Raw genomic sequence first — 23,615 nt, 5'->3', positions numbered from 1 at the left:
GATGGGAAAAAGAGCGAATTGCAAGCGCGTAACCAGGCGTTACGCGCACCGGAGTGCTGCCGCGATGGAATTTCCAGCCGCTGCGCGCACCCTCCGCCCTTTTCTTTCCTTTGCTGTGGGGCCGCTATTTTGCCGCCGACCGCACGCGCCGCAAGCCGCCCCGCGAAATCATTCGTAGATTTCGGCGTCCGGATCGGTGGCTTCCATCTCGTAACTGGCCGCCACCATGGCCAGGCGGCCCACCACGCCATACATGTAGAAGCGGTTCGGCGCGCTCGCGCCGGGCTTGGCGCCGGGCTGCGGCAGATGCGCGCTTTCCGAAAAAGCCAGCGGCACAAAGCTCGCGCCCGGGGACTTGAGGTTTTCGTCCGGGGCGCGCTCGGCATGCACGCGGTAGAAACCGCCCACCACGTAGCGGTCCATCATGTAGACCACCGGCTCGGCCACGCCGTTGTGCACCCGCTCGTTGGTCAGCACGCCTTCCTGCACGATCACCTCGCCGGGCCCGCGCAGTTCCCTGGCCGCGGCGGCCTTGGTGCTCGATGCGGCGCGCGGCTTTCCGACCAGCCCTTCGACCTCTTTGGCGTCATGCACCGTGATCACGCCCGGGCCGTCGCTGCCGGTATGGCCCTTGACGATCACGAAGGGCTTCTCGTTGATGCCGTATTCCTTGTATTTGCGGCGCACCTTGGTCAGCACCGCGTCCACATGGCTGGTCAGCACGTCGATGCCGCGGCCTTCGGCAAAGTCGACGCCCTCGGCGCGCGCATAGATCGGGTTGATGAGCCATGGGTCGATGCCCAGCAGCTTGCCGAAGCGCTTGGAGAGCTCTTCGTAGCTGTGCAGGTGGTTGCTCTTGCGCCGCACCGACCAGCCGGCGTGCAGCGGCGGCAGCAGGTACTGCTCATGCAGGTCTTCCAGGATGCCTGGCGTGCCGGCCGAAAGCTCGTTGTTGAGCAGGATGGTGCAGGGGTCGAAATTCTTGAGCCCCAGGCGCCGCTTGCTGCGCACCACAGGCTCCAGGCATACCGTTTCGCCGTTGGGCAACTCGATCTTCTTGGGCGACTTGATGGCCGGATCGATCGACCCCACCCGCACGTTGAGCCCCGCCATGTGGAAGATGCGGACCAACTGCGCAATGTTGGCGAGATAGAAGGTGTTCTTCGAGTGGTTCTCGGGAATGACGAGCAGGTTGCGCGCCTCCGGACAGATCTTCTCGATGGCGGCCTGTGCGGCCTGCACTGCCAGCGGCAGCATCTCCTTGGTGAGATTGTTCCAGCCGCCCGGAAACAGATTGGTGTCGACCGGTGCGAGCTTGAAGCCGGCATTGCGGATGTCGACGGCGCTGTAGAACGGCGGCGTGTGCTCCATCCATTCGAGCCGGAACCAGCGCTCGATGGCGGGCGTCGAGTCGAGTACCCGCTGCTCCAGTTCGTTGATCGGGCCGGTCAGGGCGGTGACGAGATGCGGAACCATGCGGCGGCCTTGTTGGTTTTGTACTTGAAGGTAGAGCGGAATTGTAGGATTTGGGGGTGGCCGCCCCAATGACAAGACTACGTACGGCAGTCTTGGTTCAATCCGCCCGCCTTCGGTGCATCAACTCCGGACTTCGCCCTGCCCAAGCACCACATACTTGAGCGAGGTCAGCCCTTCGATGCCGACCGGCCCGCGTGCATGGAACTTGTCGGTGCTGATGCCGATTTCGGCCCCCAGGCCAAACTCGAAACCGTCTGCGAAGCGTGTACTCGCATTGACCATGACGCTCGCCGAATCGACCTCTCGCAAAAAGCGCTGTGCATGCACATGGTCGCGCGTGACGATGGCGTCGGTGTGGTGGCTCGAGTAGCGGTTGATGTGCGCAATGGCCTCGTCCACGCCCTCGACCACCTTGATGCTGATCACCGCGGCAAGGTATTCCTCGGACCAGTCGGACTCGACCGCATCGACGATTTTTCCGCTTGAGTTGACGGCATCGTCCGCGCGCAGGATCCGGGCCGCAACCGGGTCGCAGCGCATTTCCACGCCCTTGGCCGCAAAGATGGCACCGATGCGGGGCAGGAAATCTTCGGCCACCGCCGCCGATACCAAGAGGCCCTCGGCCGCGTTGCAGGGGCTGTATTTCTGGGTCTTGGCGTTGTCGACGATGCGCAGCGCCATTTCAAACTCTGCCGTGTCGTCCACGTAGACGTGGCAGTTGCCGTCCAGGTGCTTGATGACCGGCACCTTGGCGTCGCGGCTGATGCGCTCGATCAGGCCCTTGCCGCCGCGCGGAATGATCACGTCCACGAACTCGGGCATGGCGATGAGCTGGCCCACGGCCTCGCGGTCGGTGGTCTGCACCAATTGCACCGCGTCGACCGGCAGCCCGGCCTCGGCCAGCGCCTCGGACACCAGCAGCGCCAGCGCCTTGTTCGACTCGATGGCCTCCGAGCCGCCGCGCAGGATGGCCGCGTTGCCGCTCTTGATGGCGAGGCTCGCGGCCTCGATGGTCACGTTGGGGCGGCTCTCGTAGATCATGCCGAACACGCCGATCGGCACGCGCATCTGGCCCACGCGGATGCCGCTGGGCTGCTGCTTCATGCCGATGATCTCGCCGATCACGTCCGCCATGCCCGCGAGCTGCTCGCAGCCCTGTGCCACGGTCTCGATGACCTTGGGCGTGAGCTTGAGGCGGTCGACCATCGGCGCCGACAGGCCCGCGGCCGTGGCGCGCTCCAGGTCCTTCTGGTTGGCCTCGGAAAGGCCGGGGCCGGCTTCGCGCAGGCGCTTGGCCAGGGCCTTCAATGCTCTGTTTTTGGTAGCTGCATCCGCACGGGCCATGAGGAATGCGGCGGATTTGGCTTGCAGGCCGAGGGCCTGCATGTGCTCGCTGACGTTGAACGCGTTCATGTCGGCATTTTCCTGCATTTGGATCAACCCCGGGCTTTGCACCCCTTGGGTGTTGTCCTTTCTCCCTCAGCGAGAGGGAACCGGACCGCTGCTGCAGGCGCGGCACAGCATCAGTGCCAGACGCTGCAGCGCCTGCCAGCCGCTCGCGGGCCAATCGGGCTGCTTGAGCCCCTTGCAGATACCGTCCACCACATGCGCGGCGCGCAGCAGCCGGGCCAGCATGCGGTCGTCGAGCCTTGGCAGCACGCGCTCGAAGGCGCGCTCGCGCGGACCCCAGATGCGGTTCTCGCGCAGCGCCATGGGCAGCGGCCGGCCCGAGGCCATGGCGTCCTTCACGCGCTTGAGCGCGCGGATGTCCTCGGCAATCGTGTAGTGCACCAGCACCTCGGCCTCGCCTTCGGCCTGCAGTCCGTCGAGCATGCGTGCCACACGCTGCGGATTGCCGGCCAGCACGGCTTCCGACAGCTTGAACACGTCGTAGCGCGCCACGTTGTTGACCGCGGCCTCGACTTGCTCCCAGCTCAGTTCGCCCGCCGGATGCAGCAAGGCGAGCTTCTGGATTTCCTGATGTGCCGCGAGCAGGTTGCCTTCGACGCGGTCGGCGAAGAACTGCAGCGTGCGCTGGCCTTCGTCGCCCGGCATCACGCGCTGGCCCTGCACACCCAGGCGCTGCGCGATCCACTGCGGCAGCGCGGCGCGCTCGATGGGGTCGACCTGGATGCTGACACCGTTGTTCTCGAGCGCCGAAAACCAGGCACCCGTGCGCGTGGCCTTGTCGAGCCGCGGCAGCATCACCAGCGTGAGCGTGCTGTCGTTGCCCTGCGCCGCTTCGGCCAACTGCTGCAGCGCCGTGCTGCCATCCTTGCCTGGCTTGCCCGAGGGAATGCGGATCTCGACGATCTGCTTGTCCGCGAACAGCGAGAGCGAACCGCCCGCCGCAAGCACCGCGCTCCAGTCGAAGTGCGCGCCGGCCACGGTGTACGAGCTGCGCTCGGTGTAGCCCTGCGTGCGCGCCGCGGCGCGAATCGCATCCGCGGCCTCTTGCGCGAGCAACGGCTCGTCGCCGTGGATCGTGTAGAGGGACTTCAGCCCCTTTTGCAGGTGGGGCCCGAGCTGGGCGCTGGCAAGTTGCATCGGATCGCGGCAGGCGCAGGCTTGCGCCTAGAGTTCCTTGACCGCAGCCAGGCGGCGCATCAGCTGCTGCGCGATGTCGGCCTGCATGTCGCGGTACAGCAGCTCGGCTTCGCCGTCTTTGGCGAGCGCATTGGTTTCGTTGAAGCTCAGGTCGCGCGTCTGCGACACCTCGGTGGGCGGCAGCAGCGTCTTGCCGCCGGGCGTGCGCAGCGAGAAGCGCACGCGCAGCTGCAGTTGCAGCTCGCGAAGCGCGCCGGCCGAGTTGGTCGAGATCACGATGCGGTCGCGGTTCTCGCCAAGAATCTCGAGGATTGCGTCGGCGGTCTGCGCCTCGGTGGGCGGCACCAGCGTCACGGTGCCGGCGGCGCGCATTTCGCGGCGCAGCCGGTTGATGAGCTCCGAATTGCCCGACACGGCCAGCGTCTTGAACGCGAACACGGGCGCCTTGCGCAGTTCGAACCCGCAGCCGGCCAGCGCAAGGCTTGCGCCCACGGCGGACAGGCCCAGTAGAAAGCTGCGGCGCGGCAGCGAGGCAATTCGATTGTTCATGCTTGTGTCGTTACTCAAATGACCACGTTGACCAGGCGGCCGGGCACCACGATGACGCGCTTGGCCGGTGCGCCTTCCGCGAACTTGACGAAGTCGTCGCAGGAAAGCGCGAGCTGCTCGATCTCGGCCTTGGAAGCGCCGGCCGGCACGCGCAGCGCGCCGCGCAGCTTGCCGTTGACCTGGAGCATGAGCTCGATCTCGTCCTGCTCGAGCGCACTCACGTCCACCACGGGCCAGGGTGCGTCGAGCAGATTGCCCAGTTCCTTGTCGTAGCCGAGCTGCTGCCAGAGCTGGAACGCGATGTGCGGCGTGGCGGGGTACAGGCAACGCAGCAGGATGCCGAAGCCTTCGCGCAGCGCGGCCGCATCGGCGGGGCTGCCATCGGGCTTGAAGCCTTCGAGCGCATTGAGCAGCTTCATCGCGCCCGACACCACCGTGTTGTATTGCATGCGCTGGTAGTCGTAGTCGACCTGGCGCAGCACCGTGTGCACCTCGCGGCGCAGCGCCTGGGCGTTCTTGCCGAAAGACTGGCCACCAACGGCTGCCGGTTGCACGTCGGCCTGCGCCACGCCGAAGTTCCACACCCGGCGCAGGAACCGGTAGCTGCCTTCGACGGCCGCGTCGTTCCACTCGAGCGTGGCTTCCGGCGGCGCGGTGAACATGGTGTACAGGCGCGCGGTGTCGGCGCCGTACTTCTCGATCAGGTCCTGCGGGTCGACGCCGTTGCGCTCGCTCTTGCCCATCTTGCCGACACCGCCGTACTCAACCTTGGTGCCGTCGGCGGTGGTGCCGCCGACGATGCGGCCCTGTGCGTCGAGCACGGGCGTCACCTCCAAAGGCGGGTGGTAGTTCTTGCCACCCTTCTCGTCGCGGTGGTAGTAGATGTGGTTCAGCACCATGCCCTGCGTGAGCAGCTTGCTGAAGGGCTCGTCGACCTTCACCAGGCCCAGGTCGCGCATCACCTTGGTCCAGAAGCGCGCATACAGCAGATGAAGAATCGCGTGCTCGATGCCACCGATGTACTGGTCCATCGGCATCCAGTAGTCGGCCCCCTCGGCCACCATCGCTTGGTCGTTCTTCGGGTCGCAGTAGCGCATGAAGTACCACGAGCTGTCGACGAAGGTGTCCATCGTGTCGGTCTCGCGCCGCGCGGCCTTGCCGCACACGGGGCAGACCACGCCGGCGTGAAAGCCTTCGTGCTTGGCCAGCGGGTTGCCCGAGCCGTCGGGCACGCAGTCGGTCGGCAGCACCACGGGCAGGTCCTTCTCGGGGACCGGCACCGCGCCGTGCTCTTCGCAATGGATGATCGGGATCGGCGTGCCCCAGTAGCGCTGGCGGCTCACGCCCCAGTCGCGCAGGCGCCAGGTGGTCTGCATCTCGCCCAGGCCCTTCTGGGCGAGCGCGTGCGCCACGGCGGCCACGGCCTCCTTGTGGGTCATGCCGCTGAAGTTGTCGGAGTTGATGGTGACGCCGCGTTGCTTGTCGCCGTACCAGTCCTGCCACTTGTGATAGTCGAAGTGCGGCTCGTCGTCGACCAGCACCACCTGGATGATCTCGATGCCGTACTTGTTGGCAAAGGCGAAGTCGCGCTCGTCGTGCGCGGGCACGCCCATCACGGCGCCGTCGCCGTAGTTGATGAGCACGTAGTTGCCCACCCACACCGGCACCTGCTCGTCGGTGATCGGGTGCGTCACGGTCAGGCCCGTGGGCACGCCCTTCTTTTCCTGCGTGGCGAGCTCGGCCTCGGTGGTGCCGCCGGCCTTGCATTCCTCGATGAAGGCCGCGACCTTGGGGTCGAGCGTGGCGGCGTGTGCGGCCAGCGGATGCTCCGGCGCCACGGCGCAGAAGGTCACGCCCATGATGGTGTCGGCGCGCGTGGTGAACACGTACATGCGGCCGTCCTGGATCAACTGGCCGCTCGCGTCCTTGATGTCGTGCGTGAAGGCGAAGCGCACGCCCTCGCTCTTGCCGATCCAGTTCTCCTGCATCAGCTTGACCCGTTCGGGCCAGCCCGGCAGCTTGTGCTGGGTGTGCTCGAGCAGCTCTTCGGCGTAGTCGCTGATCTTCAGGTAGTAGCCCGGGATCTCGCGGCGCTCGACCGTGGCGCCGGTGCGCCAGCCCTTGCCGTCGATCACCTGCTCGTTGGCCAGCACGGTCTGGTCGACCGGGTCCCAGTTGACGACCTGGGTCTTGCGGTAGGCAATGCCCTTTTCGAGCATCTTCAAGAACAACCACTGGTTCCACTTGTAGTAGCTCGGGTCGCAGGTGGCGATCTCGCGGCTCCAGTCGATGGCCAGGCCCATGGCCTGGAGCTGGCCGCGCATGTAGTCGATGTTCTCGTACGTCCACTTGGCCGGCGGCACGCCGTTCTTCAGCGCCGCGTTTTCGGCCGGCAGGCCGAAGGCGTCCCAGCCCATGGGCATTAGCACGTTGTAGCCGCTCATGCGCAGGTAGCGCGTGAGCATGTCGTTGATGGTGTAGTTGCGCACATGGCCCATGTGCAGCTTGCCGCTGGGGTACGGCAGCATCGAGCAGGCGTAATACTTTTTGCGGCTCGCGTCCTCGGTGACGCGGTAGGCATCGGCGGCGCTCCATTGCGCCTGGGCAGCGGACTCGACGTCGCTGGGTTTGTAGCTGGGGTTCATGACGGTACGGCAGGAGCCCGGCTCGGAGCGGCCGGGGAAGGCGGATTATCGCGCCGGACTAGACTCGCCCCCAGTCTTCGCGCACTTCGTGTCGCTTCGCCAACCCCTACCGGGGGCAACACCAGCGGCCCGGCAAAGCCGGTTCCGCGGTGTTTCACGAAAAATGCGGGACTTCCTGCCACCTGACGCGGATCGGAAAAAGCCATGAAACTGCTTTGGAAACACCTGGCACTGGGGCTTGCGGCCTGCCTTGCCACTGCCACGCCGCTGTGGGCGCAGCAGGCGAGCGACAAGCCGCTGCGCATCGTCGTGCCCTTCGCCCCCGGCGGCGCGCAGGATGTGATTGCCCGCTACCTGGGCGCCAAGCTAACCGAAAAGCTGGGCGGCAGCGTCATCGTCGACAACAAGGCGGGCGCGGGCGGCATCCTGGCGGCCGACGCGGTGGCGAAGGCGACCGATGGCGCCACGGTGCTGCTGGCGACCGGCGGCGCCATCACCGTCGCGCCCCATCTGCAGGCGAAGCTGCCCTACGACCCGGTGCACGACCTCGCGCCCGTGGCGCTGGTCGGAGATACGCCGATGACCTTGGCCGTGCGCACCGAAAGCCCCTACAAGACCGTGGCCGACGTGCTGCGCGACGCCAAGGCCAAACCCGGCCAGCTCACCTACGCATCGACCGGCAACGGCACGGTGTCGCACCTCACGGGCGCCCTGCTCGCACAGGCGGGCGGCGTGAACCTGCTGCATGTGCCGTACCGCGGCGCGGCGCCGGCACTCACCGACCTGCTGGGCGGCCAGGTGGCGCTGATCGTGACCAGCGCCGCTTCCATCGAGCCGATGGTCGCGAGCGGCAAGGCCCGCGTGCTCGGCACCTTCTCGCGCGCGGCGCTGCCCAGCCTCGGCACGCCTCCGACGGTGGCCGAGGCAGCAGGCCTTGCCGGCATGGAGGTGCCGGTCTGGGTCGGCGTGATGGCCCCCGCGCGCATGCCCGCGGCCAGCCTCGAAAAGCTTTCCGCAGCGCTGGTCGAGGTATGCAACCTGCCCGAAACGAAACAGCGTTTCGCGCAACTGGGCGCGGTGAACACCTGCGGCGGCGGCGCGGCACTGGGCAAGGTCATTTCGGAAGACAGCCAGCGCTGGGCGAAGGTGATCAAGCAGGGCGGAATCAAGATTGACTGAGCTTGCGGGAAAGCGCTACCGGGTCGGCATTGCCGGCGCCGGCGCGATTGCGCTCGCCAGCGCGGCGTGGCTGCGGCAGGTGGGGCACGACGCCATGCTCTGGTCGCCGAGCGGCCACGGCGCCGAGGCCTTGCGCACGCAACCGCTCGAAGCCAGCGGCGTGCAGCCGTGCAGCGTCACGGCCGAAGTGGCGGACGATGCGGCCCAGCTTTGCCTTGCATCGGACCTGCTGCTGATCGCACTGCCGGTGAATGGGCACAAGCGCGTGATGGATGCGCTGCTGCCCTTCCTGCGCGACGGGCAGACGGTGATCGTCAGCTCGATGGCCTCGCTGTCTTCGCTCTATCTGTACGAAAGCGCCCTTCGCGCAGGTCTGCGGATCACCGTTGCGAGCTTCGGCACCACGGTGCTGACCGCGCGCCGCGAGTCGGGCACGCAGGTCAAAGTGATGACCCGGCGCAAGGCGGTCGGCGTGTCCGCCCTGCCGGGCGCCAACCTCGAGGACGCCGTTGCGCTGTGCACCGCCCTGTTCGGCGACGGCTTCTTCCCGCAGAAAAACACGCTCGCCAGTGCGCTTGCGAACGTCAACCCACAGTCCCACGGCCCGCTGGCCGTCTTCAACTGGAGCCGCATCGAGCGCGCGGAAAACTGGCCGCAGTACCACTGCATGACCCCCGGCGTGGCCCGCGCAATCGAGGCGCTGGACCTGGAACGGCGAGCGGTGGCCAGCGCCTTCGGTATCGAGCTCGGCCCCATCGAGGAACACTTTGCGCGATCGTTCGGCACGGAATCGGCACGGCTCGAAGACATTGCGGCCGAACTTCATGCCAAGCGCGGCGGCCCGCCGGGCCCCGTGCGCACCGACACCCGCTTCGTGACCGAGGACATGCCCTACGGCCTGGCCTTTATCGAGGCGCTGGGGCAGATTGCCGGCGTGCCCACGCCGGCGACACGCACCATCGTGGACGCCGCCTCGCTGGTGAGCGGCACCGAATATCGGCAGCAGAATGACCTGCTGGCGCCGCCTAAGCTGGCCGGCGAAACCGTGGCCGGGCTGCTCGCCCGCCTATGAAGTTGCCGTTGCCTCGGGAAAGACCGGCTCGCCCAGGTTGAGCATCAGCCGGTTGGCCCAGGCAAAAAGCGCCACCGAGTGGACCAGGTCGAGGATCTCGAGTTCGGTCAGTCCCACCTCTTTCAGCGCTCGCACATCCTCGGCCGATACCTTGTCGGGCTCGGCGCCCAGGCGTATCGAAAATTCGACGATGGCCTTTTCGCGCGCCGTGGTGCCCGCCCCAGCAGGCTCCTCGAACACCTGCGAAATCACGTCGTTGCGCTTGGCCAGCTGCTCGAAGCGCTGCGCATGCACCGAGGCGCAATACACGCAGCCGTTGACACGCGATTCCACCGTGGCACCCAGCTCGCGCTCGGCCCGCGGCATGCCGCCCGGCGCAAACATGATCGCGTTGAAGGCAATGGAGCGCTGCAGCAGCATTTCGGGCTGATGCGCCAGCACCAGAAAGTACGGCGAGGTGCGCGCCTGCGGGCTCATCTCGTCGAGCGCGGCCAGTTGGGCCGGCGTGGCAACGGCAACGTCGACCGGGTCGAGCCAGGGCTTCCAGCTCAGCACCTCGTTGGTAAAGCCCTTGATGCGAATCGGCGTGGTCATTGCGACACCTCCGCAGCCGCCAAGGCCTGCAGGCCCGCGACCATGCGTATCTGGTAGGACAAGAAGGCGATCAGCTGGCCCAGCGCGACGATCGCAGGGGTCGAAAGGCCCGCCTGGGCCAGCGCCTCGACCGAGGCCTTGTCGCCTTCGATGGGGCGCTCGATCAGGCTGGCGGTGAACGCCAGCACCGTGCGCAGGCGCGCATCCGCCACCGCTGCGCCGCTCCCTACGGCGGCAACCAGCTCGCGGTCCGCGCCCTCGGCCAGCAAGCGCTCGCGATAGTGCGCGGCAAGCGTCGCGGCTTTCGACACGCTGCAGGCGTGCAGCGCCACCAGCAGGCGCTCGGCCACCGAAAGGCCTTCGACCGTGGGCGAGAACATGGCGTCGTAGCTGCCCTGCGTGGCCGCCACGACCTTGTCGCGCTGCAGCCGCAGCATGCGGGTGGGCTGGGTTGGTGCCAGCGGCACCGAGGCGTCGACCACGTCGAGCGGTGTGGATGCGTCGTAGGAGGTTGTTGTCATGCGTTTCAGTTCAATTCAATCCGTTGAATGGGTCTGCAGGTTCAGCCGCGTTCAGCGGGTGGCGGCGCGGGCACCCACTCGTCGCCGAACAGCTCGGGCTCGCTGTAGGCCTCGATGTTGGCAAAGTGGTGCTCGAAATCCTCTCGATAGAACAGGCTGGCCATGCCGCTCGCAAGCCGCCTGGCGCCGTCGCTGATCGCGGGTATGTCGCCCGAGACCGTGCCATGCGACAAGGCCGCCGGGTAGCAAAAGCAATGGATGCGGTCGAGCCCCGGGCATTCGCCCTTCGCGCGTTCCTGAAATTCGAACACCGGGCCGAGATCGGGCGAATCGGCCAGTTCCTGGTCCTCGTTGCCGGGCGCGGGCAAGAAGCGGTCACCCCATGTGCGCACATGCGGCGCGATGGCGTCGAACTCCGGCCGATTGCCCCAGTCGACCTTGAAGCCGGTGGAGACAATGAGAAAGTCGAACACGAAATCGCCCTTCGGCGTTGCCACCCGCATGGCCGTGCCCTGCGGCTCGATCGAAAGAACCGGGCAACCGAAGTTGAAGAACGCGTTCGGAAACCGCGACACGCGCAGCGTGCTGCCGTGCGGCGGCGGCACGTTCGCCACGTTGATGTAGTGGCGAATGCGCCACTTGAGCTCATCGGGCAGGTCGTAGTGCCCCTGCGTCAGGCCCGGCACGCCGGCGCCCTTGCCCTTGTTGACGCGCGGCAGGTCGGGCCGGCGGATCAGCAGCTCCACGCTGTGGGCGCCGCATTCCAGCGCGGTGGCCGCGCTGTCCATGGCCGAAGAGCCCGCGCCGATCACGCCCACGCTCAGGCCGGCCAGCTTGCCGTAGTCCATGGCGTCGGAAGAATGCGCCCATTGCGAGCGCGGCAGTGCGTTGACGAAAGCGGGAACGGCCGGGCCGCCGAGCCCGTCGCGGCCGGTGGCAAGCACCACGCGGCGCGCCAGCACGCGCTGCGCTCCGGCGGGCGTGCGCAGTTCCAGCCGTACCAGCGGCGAATCGGGCAGCGGCTTGATCGCGGTGACCGCGGTTTCGTTGCGCACGTCGACGTTCATCACCCGGCGGTACCAGACCAGGTAGTCCATCCACTGGAGGCGCGGGATCTTGTCCAGCGCCGCCCAGGCTTCGGCGCCGAACTGCGCCTCGAACCACGCACGGAAGGTCAGCGCGGGCAAGCCGAGCGCAGGGCCGGTCAGCTCCTTGGGCGAACGCAGGGTTTCCATGCGCGCCGTGGTGGCCCACGGGCCTTCGTTGCCTGCGGGCGATCGGTCGAACACCACGGCCCGGATGCCCTGTTGCGCAAGGGCCGCGGCGGCCGCCAGCCCGGCCTGCCCGCCGCCGATGATGGCCACGTCGAGCACCGGCTCGCCCGCGTGTTCGCGAACGGGCATCCATGAGCGTGCGGGCCAGCCCAGGCATTCAAGGTCCTTGGCAAGCCGCCGCTCGAGCGCGGCCAGGCCTTCCGGCGAAGAAGAAAGTACGAGGGAAACGGAGTCGGTTGTCATCTTGCGAGCGGGAACGGGAGCGGGGTTCACATGAAACCCCTGCCCAGTGTAGAAAGCTTTTCAGGTGCGACCGGAGAGACCCATGCATGGACCGGGCCCGGATCTCGCATGCCACAATGATTTTCAGACCACAGGGGCAGCATGCGCAGCAATCAAAGCAGCAACAGCGAATGGTGGCGCGGCGCGGTGATCTACCAGATCTATCCGCGCAGCTTCATGGACAGCAACGGCGATGGCATTGGCGACCTGCCTGGCATCACCTCCAGGCTCGAGCACGTGGCCGGCTTGGGGGTCGATGCGATCTGGGTGTCGCCCTTCTTCCGCTCGCCGATGAAGGACTTCGGCTACGACGTGTCCGACTACCGTGACGTCGACCCGATCTTCGGCACCCTGTCCGATTTCGACGAGATGCTGGCCCGCGCGCATTCGCTGGGTCTGAAGATCATCATCGACCAGGTGCTTTCGCATACGTCCGACCAGCACGCCTGGTTTGCCGAAAGCCGCTCGAGCCGCGACAACCCCAAGGCCGACTGGTACGTGTGGGCCGACCCACGGCCCGACGGCACGCCGCCGACCAACTGGCTCTCGGTGTTCGGCGGCTCGGCCTGGCAGTGGGACTCGCGCCGCCGGCAGTACTACCTGCACAGCTTTCTGAAGGAGCAGCCGGATCTCAACTTTCATTGCGCCGATGTGCAGGAGGCCTTGCTCGGCGAGGTGCGCTTCTGGTGCGAGCGCGGCGTGGACGGCTTCCGCTTCGATGCCTGCAACCACCAGTTTCATGACGCGCAGCTGCGCGACAACCCGCCGGCCAGCACGGCCGCGCTGGACGATGTGAGCACCGTGCGCGCCGACAACCCCTATGCGATGCAGCAGCACCTCTACGACAAGAGCCAGATGGAGAACCTGCTCTTTCTCGAGAACCTGCGCAAGCTGCTCGATGGCTACGGCGCCGTCGCGCTCGGCGAGGTGGGCGACGAGAACGCGCCGCCCGTGATGGCGCAGTACACCGAACTCGGCCGGCGCCTGCACCTGGCCTACAGCTTCAGCCTGCTGACGGCCGACCACAGCGTGCAGCACCTGCGCCACCAGGTCGAAACGCTCGACCAGGCACTCGCACCCACGGGTGGTTGGGGCTGCTGGGCCGTGTCCAACCACGATGTGCCCCGCGTGGCCACGCGCTGGAGCAACGGCAAACCCGAAGACACCCGGCGCGACCGGCTCTGGCTCACGCTGCTGCTCACCCTGCGCGGCAGCGCCAGCATCTACCAGGGCGAGGAACTCGGCCTGCCCGAGGCCGAGGTGCCGTTCGAATTGCTGCAAGACCCCTACGGCCGCGCGTTCTGGCCCGAGTTCAAGGGCCGCGACGGCTGCCGCACGCCCATGCCCTGGAAGGCCGACGAGCTTCATGCCGGGTTCACCACCGGCGGGCCCTGGCTGCCGGTCCATGGCCGCCACCTGCCGCTGGCGGTCGATCGCCAATCGACCGATCCCGATTCGATGCTCGCATTCAGCCGCGCGCTGCTGCACTGGCGCCGCACGCAGCCGCTGCTGCGCACGGGCAGCATCGCCTTTTTCGATGCGCCCGAGCCGGTGCTGTGGTTCGAGCGGCGCGAGGGCAATCAGTCGCTGCAGGCGCTCTTCAACCTGGGAGACGAATCCGTTTCGGTCGCGCTGCGCGAGGCGCTCGTGCCGTTGCCGGGGCATCCGCATTCGCCGCAGGCCGGGGCCCGCGTGCAGGCACGCGGCGACAGCAGCATGCTGACGCTGCCACCCTATGGTGTCTTTTTCGGCCGCCCCGCCAGCGAAGAGCAAATGTGAAGAACATGCCACCGATGCTGCTGCCCGAACGCGAAGCGCGCGCGCTGATGCGCGCCGAACACGGCGACCCGTTCGCGGTGCTCGGGCCGCACGAGACACGCGACGGCCTGCAGGTGCGCGCACTCTTGCCCGGCGCGCACAGCGTGGCGGTGATGCACACGCGCACGGGCTGGCCGCTGGCCATGCTCGCCCGGCAAGACGGCACCGACATCTTTTCGGGCCTGGTGCCGGCAGCGGAGGCACTGTTGGGCTATTCGTTCCAGGTCGACTGGGGCACGCACACCTCGCGGCTCGAAGACCCTTACCGCTTTCCGTTCGTGCTCGGCGAAACGGACGTGTGGCTGCTGGCCGAGGGCACGCACCTGCGGCCGTGGGAGCGGCTGGGCGCGCACCTGCGCGAGGTCGATGGCGTCAAGGGCGTGGCCTTTGCGGTGTGGGCACCGAATGCGCGGCGCGTGTCGGTGGTGGGCGACTTCAACAACTGGGACGGCCGGCGCCACATGATGCGGTTGCGCCGCGAGTGCGGCGTGTGGGAAATCTTTGCGCCGCACGTGGCCACCGGCGACAGCTACGAGTTCGAGATTCTTTCGTCCGAAGGCGAGGTGCTGCGCAAGGCCGACCCGTTTGCTTTTTCTTCCCGCCTGCGGCCTGAAACCGCCTGCGTGGTGGCGCCACTGCCCGCGCCGGTGGCCATGCCGCCCGATCGGGCGGCGGCCAACAGCCGCCATGTGCCGATCAGCATCTACGAAGTGCACCTGGGCTCATGGCGCCGCAAGAACGGGCACGAATGGCTGGACTACCGCGAGTTGGCCGACACGCTGGTGCCGTATGCGCGCGACATGGGCTTCACGCACATCGAGCTGCTGCCGGTGAGTGAGCATCCGTTCGACGGCTCGTGGGGCTACCAGCCCATCGGCCTGTATGCACCCACCTCGCGCTTCGGCACGCCGGGCGACTTTCGGCACTTTGTCGAAGCAGCGCATGCGGCGGGGCTGGGCGTGATCCTCGATTGGGTGCCCGCGCACTTTCCAACCGATGCACACGGCCTCGGCCGCTTCGACGGCACCGCGCTCTATGAATATGCCGACCCGCGCGAAGGCTTTCACAACGACTGGAAGACGCTCATCTTCAACTACGCGCGCACGGAGGTGCGCAACTACCTGGTCGGCAATGCGCTGTACTGGCTCGAACGCTATGGCGTGGATGGCCTGCGCGTCGACGCGGTGGCCTCCATGCTCTACCGCGACTACAGCCGCAAGGCTGGCGAGTGGGTGCCCAACGCCTATGGCGGACGCGAGAACCTCGAGGCCATCGGCTTCCTTAGGCGCATGAACCACGTGGTGGGCGTGGAGCGGCCGGGCGCCATCACGCTGGCCGAGGAGTCGACGAGTTTTCCGGGCGTGACGCGGCCGCCCGAGGACGGCGGCCTGGGCTTTCACTACAAATGGAACATGGGCTGGATGAACGACACGCTCGCCTATGCGGGCACCGACCCCGTCCACCGCAAGCACCATCACCAGCAGATCACCTTCGGGTTGATGTATGCGCACAGCGAGAACTTCGTGCTGCCGCTGTCGCACGACGAGGCGGTGCACGGCAAGGGCTCGATGTTCGGGCGCATGCCCGGCGACGAATGGCAGAAGTTCGCGGGGCTGCGCAATCTCTACGGCTACCTGTGGGCTTATCCGGGAAAGAAGCTGCTCTTCATGGGGAGCGAATTCGCGCAGGTGGCCGAATGGAACGCCGACCGCAGCCTGGACTGGCACCTGCTGGAGCACCCGATGCACCAGGGGGTGCGCCGTCTGGTGCGCGATCTCAACAACGTGTACCGGCACTTCCCTGCCCTGTACGAGCTCGACACCGAAAGACCCGGCTTCGAGTGGATCGTGCACGACGATGCCGACCAGTCGGTGTTCGCCTTCGTGCGCCGGGCGCGGGACGGCTCGTTCGTGGTGGCGGTGTGCAACTTCACGCCGCTGCCGCGTCACGGCTATCGGCTGGGGGTGCCCGCGGCGGGCGCATACCGCGAGGCCATCAACACCGATGCCGCGGTGTACGGCGGCAGCGGCGTGGGCAATGGCCTGGTCGAGAGTTCATCGACCCGCTGGCACGGCAAGGACCATGCAATCGAAATCAGCGTGCCGCCCTTGGCCACGGTGATGTGGGTATTGGCTTGAAACGATGCTGAATACGGGCTCCCCTTTTCCCCTTGGTGCAACGCTTTCGCCGAACGGCGTGAACTTTGCGCTCGTGGCTCCGAACGCCGAGACTGTCGAGCTTTGCCTGTTCGACGCGACGGGCCGCAACGAACAGCAGCGCATCCGGCTGCCAGCCTTCACCGACGGCGTCTGGCACGGCCTGCTGCCGAGCGGCCGCGCCGGGCTGGTCTACGGCTTTCGCGTGCACGGCCCCTGGGCGCCGCACGAGGGGCAGCGGTTCAACGCCGCCAAGGTGCTGCTCGACCCGTATGCGCGCGAGATCGTCGGCGCATACGACGGCAGCGACCTGTTCCTGGGACAGGATCCCGCGAGCCCGGACCAGCGGAGCACGCGCGACAACGCGGCCGTGGCGCTCAAGGCCCGCGTGGCGGCGGCCGGCGGCACGGCGGCAGCCCCGGGCCATGCCCGCATTCCGGCCGGCGAGCGTGTGCTCTACGAACTGCATGTGCGGGGACAGACCCGGCTGCACCCCGCCGTGCCCGCCGCATTGCGCGGCACCTACGCCGGTTTGGCCGAACCCGCGGTGCTCGACCACCTGCAGTCCCTCGGCGTGACCACGCTGAGCCTGATGCCCGTGCAGCACCGCGCCGACGAGCAGCGGCTGCTCGCCATGGGCCTGAGCAACTACTGGGGCTACAACACCATCGGCTGGTTTGCGCCCGAGGTGCGCTACTGGAGCGGCCGCCCCGGCACCACGCCGGCCAGCGAGTTCCGCGCCATGGCCGACGCGGTGCATGCGCGCGGCATGGAGCTGGTGATCGACGTGGTCTACAACCACAGCGCCGAGACCGACGAGTTCGGCCCCACGCTCTCGCTGCGCGGCATCGACAACGCGCTGTACTACCACCTGCGTTCGGACGACCGCGCGCTGTATGCGAACTGGACCGGCTGCGGCAACTGCCTCAACCTGGCCGAGCCGCGCGTGCTGCAGCTGGTGATGGACAGCCTGCGCCATTGGGTTCGCGAACTCGGGGTGGACGGCTTCCGCTTCGACCTGGCACCGGTGCTGGGGCGCGGTGCCGATGGCAACTTCGACCCGCGCGCGCCCTTCTTCGCGGCCGTTGCGCAAGACCCGGTGCTCTCGCGCACGCTGCTGATCGCGGAGCCCTGGGACATCGGCGCGGGCGGCTACCGCTTGGGCGAATTTCCGCCGGGCTGGCTCGAGTGGAACGACCGCTATCGCGACACGCAGCGCGGCTTCTGGCTGCGGCAAGGGCGCGGGGGCGCAGCGGGCCTCGGCGATTTTGCGCATCGCTTCACCGCCTCGAGCGCGCAGTTCGCCCACCACGGCCGCGCACCGACCGCCAGCGTCAACTTCATCACGGCGCACGACGGCTTCACGCTGCGCGACCTGCTGAGCTACGAAGAGCGGCACAACCTCGCGAACGGCGAAAACAACCGCGACGGCCATGCCCACAACCTGGGCAACAACTTCGGGGTCGAAGGACCGAGCGACGACCCCGCGGTGCTGGCCGAACGCGGCCGGCTGCAGCGGGCGCTGCTCGCCACGCTGCTGCTCTCGCAAGGCACGCCCATGCTGCTGGCCGGCGACGAGCTCGGTCACACCCAGCAAGGCAACAACAACGCCTATTGCCAGGACAACGAAACCACATGGCTCGCGTGGATCGGCACGCACGAACCCGCAAGCGACGCCGCTCGACTGAGCGCCTTCGTTGCGCGGCTCATCGCCCTGCGCCGCGAAGCGCCCGCGCTGCGCAGCACGCGGTGGTGGCCGGCGCGGCAGGCACCGGGAACACCGGGCATCCGCTGGCTGCGGCCCGACGGATCGCCCATGCAGGAAGCCGATTGGAACCACGGCACGGCGCTTGCAATCCTTTTCGAAGCCGAGGCGACGGATGGAACGGCCTGGCTGGTACTGGTGAATGCGGGGGCGCAAGCCGTTTCATTCGCACTGCCTCCCGGTGCGTGGCGCTGCCGGCTCGCGACCGACCCCGAGGCGGACGCCGGTAGCAACCCAGACCGGACCCGTGCGGGCACGGTGCAAGTGCCTCATTCGAGCTTGTGGATTGCAAGAACGTAGGAGCCAGCCGTGCGGCACGGTGCTAGGCTGATTGCGGAAACCCTGACGACGACGAGACGACCCGACAACGAACGGAGACCCAAATGGACAACAACAGCACGCCGCAAGCGCCCCTGCAGGCGCATCAACTGGTTCGCCGCACCATCGCGCTGGTATTGGCCGGCGGGCGCGGCTCGCGCCTGAAGCAGCTGACCGACCGGCGGGCCAAGCCGGCGGTCTACTTCGGCGGCAAGTTCCGCATCATCGACTTCGCGCTGTCGAATTGCCTCAACTCCGGCATCCGGCGCATGGCGGTGGTCACGCAGTACAAGTCGCACTCGCTCATGCGCCACCTGCAGCGCGGCTGGAGCTTTCTGCGCGCCGAGCTCAACGAAATGGTCGACGTGCTGCCCGCGCAGCAGCGCACGGGAGACGAGCACTGGTACCGAGGCACGGCCGATGCGGTGTTCCAGAACCTGGACATCATCCAGACCCGCTCGACCAAGCACGACTACGTGGTGGTGCTGGCCGGCGACCACATCTACAAGATGGACTACTCGATCATGGTCAAGGACCATGCCGAGCGCGGCCTGGGCTGCACGGTCGGCTGCATCGAGGTGCCGCGCATGGAAGCCACGGCCTTCGGCGTGATGGCCATCGACGACGGCCGGCAGATCACCGCCTTTCTCGAAAAGCCGGCCGATCCACCCGCCATGCCGGGCCATCCCGATGTAGCGCTGGCCAGCATGGGCATCTACGTGTTCGACTCCGAATACCTCTACCAGCTGCTCGAGGAAGACGCCGCCAACCCCGATTCGAGCCACGATTTCGGCAAGGACATCATCCCGCGCGCCGTGGCGCAGGGCCGTGCGCTGGCGCATCCGTTCGGCATGTCGTGCGTCACCCGCGCCTCGCGCGGGCCCGACGCCAAGGCCTACTGGCGCGACGTGGGCACGATTGATGCATTCTGGGCAGCCAACCTCGATCTGGCCTCGATCACCCCCGAGCTCGACATCTATGACACAGACTGGCCCATCTGGACCTACCAGCGGCAGTTGCCGCCGACCAAGTTCGTGCTCGACCGGGACGGCAAGCACGGCATGACCGTCAACACCATCGTCTCGGGCGGCTGCATCGTCTCGGGCTCCAAGGTGAGCAGCTCGGTGCTGTTCTCGGGCGTGCGCATCCATTCGTTCTGCGAAATCAACGAGGCGGTGCTGCTGCCCGATGTCGAGGTGGGCCGCGGCGCCCGGCTCAGCAAGGTTGTGATCGACCGCGGCTGCGTGATTCCCGACGACATGGTGATCGGCGAGGATGCCGCCGCCGATGCCGCCCGCTTCGAGCGCACCGAAACTGGCGTGGTGCTGGTCACGCGCGAAATGCTCAAGCGACTGGCTGCCTGAGGCCGCACCGCTCCACGATGCGAATACTCCAGGTCAGCGCCGAACTCTTTCCCCTGCTCAAGACCGGCGGCCTTGCCGACGTGGCGGGCGCGTTGCCGATCGCCCTCATGGCCGCGGGGCAGGACGCGCGGGTGCTGCTGCCCGGCTTTCCGGCCATTGTGGCCGGCGTGCGCGACCTGGCTCTGGTGGGGGAGCTTGCCGCGCCGTGGGGCGAACGCTTCGCCCTGCTCGCGGGGCGCATTGCCATCGACGGCAACCCGCCGATTCCCGCCTACGTGATCGATGCGCCGGCGCTGTACGACCGGCCCGGCAACCCCTACGAAGACGCCACGCGCCAGCCCTACGGCGACAACCATCGCCGATTCGCATTGCTGGGCTGGGCGGCGGCGCAGCTGGCACAGGGGCTCGACCCCACGTGGCAGCCCGAGGTCGTGCATGCGCACGACTGGCATGCGGGCCTGGCACCGGCCTACCTGCACTTTGCGCGGCAAGCCGGTGCGCCCCGCGTGGGCAGCGTGTTCACGGTGCACAACCTGGCCTACCAGGGCATTTCGGCGCCATGGAACTTTGCCGACCTGGGCCTGCCGGGGCCGGCATTCCACATGAACGGGCTCGAATACCACGGCCAGGTGTCGTTCATGAAAGGCGGCCTCTACTTTGCGGACCGCCTGACCACCGTGAGCCCGACCTACGCGCGCGAGATCCAGACGCCCGAGCAGGGCTTCGGGCTCGACGGCCTGCTGCGCCTGCGCGGCAATGTGCTCACCGGCATCCTCAACGCGGTGGACGACAAGGTCTGGAACCCGGCCATCGACACGGCGCTGGTGCAGGGCTATCACACGCCCGAAGGCCGCCACATGGCGGGCAAGGCGCGCTGCAAGGCGGTGCTGCAGCATCAGCTGGGGCTGGCCGTGCGCGCCGATGTGCCGCTCTTCATCCTCGTGAGCCGGCTCACCGAACAGAAAGGCCTGCACCTGGTGCTCGGCGGACTCGACGCCCTGCTGGCCGAAGGCGGCCAGCTTGCGCTGCTGGGCAGCGGCGAAGCCTGGCTCGAAGAAGCCTTTCGCCAGCGCGCGGCAGCGGCGCCGCAGTCGGTCAGCGTCACCATCGGCTACAACGAATCGCTGGCGCACCAGCTCTTCGGCGGCGGCGACGTGACGCTGGTGCCTTCGCTTTTCGAGCCCTGCGGCCTCACGCAGATGTACGGCCTGAAATACGGTAGCCTGCCGCTGGTGCGCCGCGTCGGCGGCCTGGCCGATACAGTGGTCGATTGCACGCTCGAAGACCTGGCCAGCGGAGACGCCACCGGCTTCGTATTCGACCGCTTCGACTCCGCCGACTACAACCGCGCGCTGCGGCGCGCCTTCGCTCTTTACCAGCGCGCGCCGGACTGGCGGCGGGTGCGCGGCAACGCCATGCGGCGCCCGGCAGACTGGGCCAGCGCAGCCGCCCAATACATCGAGGTGTACCGGCAGGCGCTCGAGCCGGCGGTCGCCTGATTGCGCCACGGCGCACAACCCACAACCATTTACCGAAGCCCATGACCATCAAAGACTTCGCCTATGACCATCCCGACCGCGACGTGGCCGCCTTCAAGCGCGCAGTTGCCAACAAGCTCATCTACGCCGTCGGCAAGGACCCTGTGGCGGCTAGCCAGGACGACTGGCTGATTGCCACCTCGATGGCGGTGCGCGACCAATTGGTCGAACGCTGGATGGCGACCACGCGCGCCAACTATGCGCAAGACCTGAAGCGCGTTTACTACCTCTCGATGGAGTTCCTGATCGGGCGCACCTTCACCAATGCGCTGCTGGCGGTCGACCTGTACGACACGGTGCACGATGCGCTCGCCGACTTCGGCGTCGACATGGCGGCGTTGTCCGAGCGCGAGCCCGACGCGGCGCTGGGCAACGGCGGCCTCGGCCGGCTCGCGGCCTGCTTTCTCGACTCGATGGCCACGCTCGGCGTGCCGGGCATGGGCTACGGCATCCGCTATGAATACGGCATGTTCCGCCAGCGCATCGTCGACGGCCAGCAGGTGGAAACGCCCGACTACTGGCTCACGCGCGGCAACCCGTGGGAGTTTCAGCGGCCCGAGGTGAACTACCGCGTGCGCTTCGGAGGCCACGTGCAAAGGCGCGAAGGCACCAATGCTCCCTACGGCGCGGCCGACTGGGTCGACACGCACGACGTGCTGGCCGTCGCCTACGACACCATCATTCCGGGCTACGGCACGCAGGCCACCAACACGCTGCGGCTGTGGTCGGCGCGCGCCACCGAGGAGATCGACCTCTCGGCCTTCAACCGCGGCAACTACATGGCGGCGGTGGAGAGCAAGAACCACTCCGAGAACGTTTCGCGCGTGCTCTACCCCGACGACTCCACGCCATCCGGCCGCGAGCTGCGGCTGCACCAGGAATATTTTTTCTGCAGCGCGAGCGTGCAAGACCTGCTGCGGCGGTACCTGCGCAACCACAAGACCTTCGACCAGCTGGCCGACAAGGTGAGCATTCACCTGAACGACACGCATCCGGTGCTGGCGGTGCCCGAGCTCATGCGCCTGCTGCTCGACGAGCACGGCCTGGCGTGGGACGTGGCCTGGGCCCACACGCAGAAGGTGTTCAGCTACACCAACCACACGCTCATGCACGAGGCGCTCGAGACCTGGCCGGTCGAGATGCTGGGCCGCATCCTGCCGCGGCACCTGCAGATCATCTACGACATGAATGCGAAGTTTCTCGCGGCCGTGACGCAGAAGGCCGGCAACGATGTGGAACTGCTGCGCCGGCTCTCGCTGGTCGACGAGGCTGGCGAGCGCCGCGTGCGCATGGCGTACGTGGCCGTGCTCGCAAGCCATTCGATCAACGGCGTGTCGGGCCTGCACTCGGAGCTCATGAAGCAGTCGATCTTTGCGGACTTCGCGAAGATCTTTCCGGAGCGCTTCAACAACAAGACCAACGGCGTGACGCCGCGGCGCTGGCTCGCGCAGGCCAACCCGCCGCTCGCGAGCCTGCTCGACCAGCGCCTGGGCAAGGGCTGGCGGCGCGACCTTTCGCAGCTCGAGGCGCTGCGGCCGATGGCGGTGCAGCCACCCTTCGCGCGCGCCTTTCGGCATGCCAAGCGCGAGAACAAGCTACGCCTTGCCAACTGGGTGGAACAGCACATGGGCCTGGTGCTCGACACCGACGCGATGTTCGACGTGCAGGTGAAGCGCATCCACGAATACAAGCGGCAGCTGCTCAACGTGCTGCACGTGATCACGCGCTACCACCGCATCCTCGATGCGCAGGCCGCGGGCGGAACCGTTGACATCGTGCCGCGCGTGGTGGTGTTCGCGGGCAAGGCGGCATCGGCCTACCAGATGGCCAAGCTCGTGATCCGGCTGATCAACGACGTGGCGAGCACCATCAACAACGACGCCCGGGTGGGCAAACTGTTGAAGGTGGTGTTCCTGCCCAACTACAGCGTGAGCCTGGCCGAGGTGATCATGCCCGCGGCCGATTTGTCGGAGCAAATTTCCACGGCGGGCACCGAGGCCTCGGGCACGGGCAACATGAAGTTCGCGCTCAACGGGGCGCTCACCATCGGCACGCTGGACGGCGCCAACGTGGAGATGCGCGACAACGTGGGCGCGGAGAACATCTTCATCTTCGGCAACACCACGCCCGAAGTGGCCGACATCCGCGCGCACGGCTACCAGCCGCGCGACATCTACGAAGCCAACCCCGAGCTCAAGCGCGTGCTCGATGCCATTCGCGACGGCGCGTTCTCGCACGGAGAGACGGCGCGCTACCAGGGCATCTTCGATGCGCTGGTGAACTGGGGTGACCACTATCTGCTGCTGGCCGACTACGCGAGCTACGTCGCAAAGCAGGCCGAAGTCGATGCGCTGTACCGCGACTCGGACGCATGGACGCGCATGGCCATCCTGAACGTGGCGGGCATGGGGGCGTTTTCATCGGACCGCACGATCGCGGAGTACGCGCATGAGATCTGGCGCACCAAGCCGGTGGTGCTGGGCTAAGTCTTCGTCTTTCTCCCTCCCCCTCTGGGGA

At 67.3% G+C, this 23,615-nt stretch carries 16 protein-coding genes; 8 read left to right on the top strand and 8 right to left on the bottom strand.

Annotated elements, in window-relative coordinates; all coding sequences use genetic code 11:
- Nucleotides 1-168: 168 nt before the first annotated feature.
- The 5 genes from gshA to leuS all read right to left on the bottom strand — a co-directional run bounded on the left by gshA (nt 169) and on the right by leuS (nt 7,217).
- The gene (gene gshA, locus M0765_RS10965) at nt 169-1,476 is read right to left on the bottom strand and encodes a glutamate--cysteine ligase (RefSeq protein ID WP_258503666.1); all 1,308 of its coding nucleotides are present in this window, start codon (nt 1,474-1,476) and stop codon (nt 169-171) included.
- A 120-nt stretch (nt 1,477-1,596) separates the two neighbouring features.
- Nucleotides 1,597-2,889 (bottom strand): glutamate-5-semialdehyde dehydrogenase, encoded by a 1,293-nt coding sequence (locus M0765_RS10960; RefSeq protein ID WP_258503664.1) that lies wholly within the window; start codon nt 2,887-2,889, stop codon nt 1,597-1,599.
- A gap of 66 nt (nt 2,890-2,955) precedes the next feature.
- On the bottom strand, nt 2,956-4,023 hold the full coding sequence (gene holA, locus M0765_RS10955; RefSeq protein WP_258503663.1) for a DNA polymerase III subunit delta: 1,068 nt from the start codon (nt 4,021-4,023) through the stop codon (nt 2,956-2,958).
- Between the two features lie 27 nt (nt 4,024-4,050).
- On the bottom strand, nt 4,051-4,572 hold the full coding sequence (locus M0765_RS10950) for an LPS-assembly lipoprotein LptE (RefSeq protein WP_258503662.1): 522 nt from the start codon (nt 4,570-4,572) through the stop codon (nt 4,051-4,053).
- 14 nt (nt 4,573-4,586) lie between these two features.
- Entirely contained in the window at nt 4,587-7,217 is a 2,631-nt protein-coding gene (leuS, locus tag M0765_RS10945) for a leucine--tRNA ligase (protein ID WP_258503661.1), read from the bottom strand.
- 204 nt (nt 7,218-7,421) lie between these two features.
- On the opposite strand from leuS, the gene M0765_RS10940 reads away from it, so the two are divergent.
- Both M0765_RS10940 and M0765_RS10935 read left to right on the top strand, forming a co-directional pair.
- Nucleotides 7,422-8,396 carry a Bug family tripartite tricarboxylate transporter substrate binding protein gene (locus M0765_RS10940; RefSeq protein ID WP_258503660.1) on the top strand — a complete coding sequence of 325 codons (975 nt, stop codon included), beginning with the start codon at nt 7,422-7,424 and terminating at the stop codon, nt 8,394-8,396.
- A complete protein-coding gene (locus M0765_RS10935; RefSeq protein WP_258503658.1) occupies nt 8,389-9,468 on the top strand; it encodes an NAD/NADP octopine/nopaline dehydrogenase family protein in 1,080 nt (359 codons plus the stop codon). Before M0765_RS10940 ends, M0765_RS10935 begins: the two co-directional genes overlap by 8 nt.
- Here the strand turns inward: M0765_RS10935 and M0765_RS10930 are convergent.
- Genes M0765_RS10930 through M0765_RS10920 form a run of 3 tightly spaced genes read right to left on the bottom strand, consistent with a single transcriptional unit; the run spans nt 9,463 to nt 12,100 of the window.
- Entirely contained in the window at nt 9,463-10,062 is a 600-nt protein-coding gene (locus M0765_RS10930; RefSeq protein WP_258503656.1) for a peroxidase-related enzyme, read from the bottom strand. The two genes, M0765_RS10935 and M0765_RS10930, sit on opposite strands and share 6 nt — an antisense overlap.
- Nucleotides 10,059-10,583, bottom strand: a complete 525-nt coding sequence (locus M0765_RS10925) for a CMD domain-containing protein (RefSeq protein ID WP_258503655.1) — start codon at nt 10,581-10,583, stop codon at nt 10,059-10,061. The genes M0765_RS10930 and M0765_RS10925 overlap by 4 nt, the downstream gene beginning before the upstream one ends.
- A 41-nt stretch (nt 10,584-10,624) precedes the next feature.
- A complete protein-coding gene (locus M0765_RS10920; RefSeq protein WP_258503654.1) occupies nt 10,625-12,100 on the bottom strand; it encodes a flavin-containing monooxygenase in 1,476 nt (491 codons plus the stop codon).
- Nucleotides 12,101-12,241: 141 nt separating this feature from the next.
- Between M0765_RS10920 and M0765_RS10915 the strand changes: the two genes are divergently transcribed.
- From M0765_RS10915 to M0765_RS10890, 6 genes are all read left to right on the top strand, one after another.
- A complete protein-coding gene (locus M0765_RS10915) occupies nt 12,242-13,918 on the top strand; it encodes an alpha-glucosidase (RefSeq protein WP_258503653.1) in 1,677 nt (558 codons plus the stop codon).
- A gap of 5 nt (nt 13,919-13,923) precedes the next feature.
- Nucleotides 13,924-16,095 carry a 1,4-alpha-glucan branching protein GlgB gene (glgB, locus tag M0765_RS10910; protein ID WP_258508207.1) on the top strand — a complete coding sequence of 724 codons (2,172 nt, stop codon included), beginning with the start codon at nt 13,924-13,926 and terminating at the stop codon, nt 16,093-16,095.
- Nucleotides 16,096-16,099: 4 nt separating this feature from the next.
- Nucleotides 16,100-18,178, top strand: coding sequence for a glycogen debranching protein GlgX (glgX, locus tag M0765_RS10905; protein ID WP_258503651.1), 2,079 nt, complete (start codon nt 16,100-16,102; stop codon nt 18,176-18,178).
- An 83-nt stretch (nt 18,179-18,261) separates the two neighbouring features.
- Complete coding sequence (gene glgC, locus M0765_RS10900) at nt 18,262-19,560, top strand: glucose-1-phosphate adenylyltransferase (protein WP_258503650.1); 1,299 nt, start codon at nt 18,262-18,264, stop codon at nt 19,558-19,560.
- A gap of 17 nt (nt 19,561-19,577) precedes the next feature.
- On the top strand, nt 19,578-21,059 hold the full coding sequence (gene glgA / locus M0765_RS10895; RefSeq protein ID WP_258503648.1) for a glycogen synthase GlgA: 1,482 nt from the start codon (nt 19,578-19,580) through the stop codon (nt 21,057-21,059).
- Between the two features lie 41 nt (nt 21,060-21,100).
- A complete protein-coding gene (locus tag M0765_RS10890) occupies nt 21,101-23,584 on the top strand; it encodes a glycogen/starch/alpha-glucan phosphorylase (protein WP_258503646.1) in 2,484 nt (827 codons plus the stop codon).
- Nucleotides 23,585-23,615 lie beyond the last annotated feature (31 nt).

Origin of the sequence: Variovorax sp. S12S4 (assembly GCF_023195515.1) — a bacterium.
Taxonomy (GTDB): domain Bacteria; phylum Pseudomonadota; class Gammaproteobacteria; order Burkholderiales; family Burkholderiaceae_C; genus Variovorax.
This window is presented reverse-complemented; position numbering and strand designations above follow the sequence as displayed.